Annotated in this window: 3 protein-coding genes; 2 read left to right on the top strand and 1 reads right to left on the bottom strand. The window is 36.2% G+C overall.

The annotated features are described in order from the left end of the window. Positions 1 to 10: 10 nt before the first annotated feature. Positions 11 to 625, top strand: a complete 615-nt coding sequence (locus tag E1171_RS01890; protein WP_155203526.1) for an RNA polymerase sigma factor — start codon at positions 11 to 13, stop codon at positions 623 to 625. Between the two features lie 158 nt (positions 626 to 783). Next, positions 784 to 1,431, top strand: coding sequence for a 16S rRNA (guanine(527)-N(7))-methyltransferase RsmG (gene rsmG, locus E1171_RS01885; RefSeq protein WP_155203522.1), 648 nt, complete (start codon positions 784 to 786; stop codon positions 1,429 to 1,431). Between the two features lie 41 nt (positions 1,432 to 1,472). On the opposite strand, the gene E1171_RS01880 is transcribed toward rsmG, so the two are convergent. After that, entirely contained in the window at positions 1,473 to 1,706 is a 234-nt protein-coding gene (locus E1171_RS01880) for a hypothetical protein (protein WP_155203519.1), read from the bottom strand. Positions 1,707 to 1,802: the final 96 nt, after the last annotated feature.

Raw genomic sequence — 1,802 nt, 5'->3', positions numbered from 1 at the left:
AACAAGTTAGATGGAAGTAAATAAAAAAAAGCACTTCTCAGAAAAAGCTTTACAAGACTTTAAACTCATTGATAAAGCCACAGAGGAAAATGATGATCACGCCTATGCAGAGCTTATGAAGCGCTACAAAAAGCCGGTATATCATATGATTCTCAAAATGGTAAGAAATGTGGATGATGCAGAAGACCTTACAATTGAGGCTTTTGCTAAAGCCTTTAAAAACCTGCATCGCTTTAAAAAGGATTACACCTTTAGCACATGGCTTTTTCGTATCGCTACAAATAATTCCATCGACTTTATTCGTAAGAAGAAATTGGAAACTCTCAGTTTAAACACCTCTTTTAAAAATGACAACGGGGAAGCGGTAAATATTGATGTTCAGGACCAAAATCTGGACCCACAGGAAGAAGCCATTAAAAGCCAGAAAATTGAGTTAGTACGGATGTTTGTCACCAAATTACCATCAAAATACCAACGATTGGTGAAACTCAGGTATTTTGACGAGCTTTCTTATGAGGAAATTGCCAAAGAATTAGGTGCTCCCCTGGGAACCGTAAAGGCACAATTACACCGAGCCCGTGAACTCATGTATGATTTAGTGAAAGGAAAGGAACAGCACATTTAAGGAATTAAGAATTAGGATTTAAATGTTAGGACTTAATAAATTTCATTTATTATACTTAATTCTTATTGTTCATTTTCACCCTTCATTCTTAACTCCTCAATATTAATTATGCTACCTTTGCCGATTAGTTAGAATTTTTTCATTTTCCAAAAGCCTTCATGCAGACTGTAGAACTCATTTTTAGCTATTTCCCAGAATTAACCCCCAAACAAAAAAAGCAATTCGGCCAGTTGTACGACCTGTATACCGAATGGAATGCTAAAATCAATGTCATTTCCAGAAAAGATATAGATGAACTTTACTTTCGTCATGTTTTACATTCTTTAGGGATTGCAAAGGTAATGACCTTCAATAAAGGAGCCGAAATATTAGATGTCGGAACCGGAGGTGGTTTTCCTGGTATCCCATTAGCGATTCTATTCCCTGAAACACAATTTCATCTGGTAGACTCCATCGGTAAGAAAATAAAGGTGGTAAATGCGATTAGTGAGGCTTTAGGCCTGGAAAATGTTAAAGCAGAACAAATAAGAGCTGAAAACATAAAAGGGGAATACGACTTTATCATCAGTAGAGCAGTTACCCGCTTAGCAGCATTTCGTAAATGGGTGCGTAACAAAGTCAAAAAGGAATCAAACCACACATTAAAAAATGGCATTCTTTACCTGAAAGGGGGAGAATTGAGTGAAGAATTAGAAGAAGCCCAAAGCAATTTTGTCATTTATAATTTATCGGATTACTTCCAGGAAGACTTTTTCAAAACGAAAAAAGTAGTCCATGTGCCTCTCAAATATAAAAGCAAGCATTAAGAGCATCTCCAAAGAATGCCCATAATGTTTTATAAATAGCATTAGGCAGCTGCCCCTTTAATGGCTGCCTTTAAATATTGTTTATTTACCACACATCTAAAAGGTTCCCCCTTTATCAGGAATACGATCCGATAGGTTCCCCCAATATGGTAGTCATTCACTACTCCTTCGGTCCCAACAGGAATCCACTCTTCATTCTTAAAATCCACCTCAACGCCCATTATCCCATGGGTTAAAACGATTTTCTCTCCAATCTGATAATCTGCTTCTTCCATTTTCCAAATTTGAAAAACTACAAACGAATTTCTTAAAGCCTAAACAACAAACTGAAATCAAAGACTAAAAATTCATCCATTTTCCATTATTACACT

It is taken from the genome of Xanthovirga aplysinae (genome assembly GCF_009711365.1).
Classification (GTDB): Bacteria; Bacteroidota; Bacteroidia; order Cytophagales; family Cyclobacteriaceae; genus Xanthovirga; species Xanthovirga aplysinae.
Note: the sequence above shows the minus strand (reverse complement) of the source record. Positions and strands in the feature narration are given on the sequence as shown.

Excerpts from the sequence above, each read along its gene's own strand:
- E1171_RS01880 (WP_155203519.1), bottom strand. The coding sequence starts at position 1,706 with ATGGAAGAAGCAGATTATCAGATTGGAGAGAAAATCGTTTTAACCCAT.
- rsmG (WP_155203522.1), top strand. The coding sequence starts at position 784 with ATGCAGACTGTAGAACTCATTTTTAGCTATTTCCCAGAATTAACCCCC.
- E1171_RS01890 (WP_155203526.1), top strand. The coding sequence starts at position 11 with ATGGAAGTAAATAAAAAAAAGCACTTCTCAGAAAAAGCTTTACAAGAC.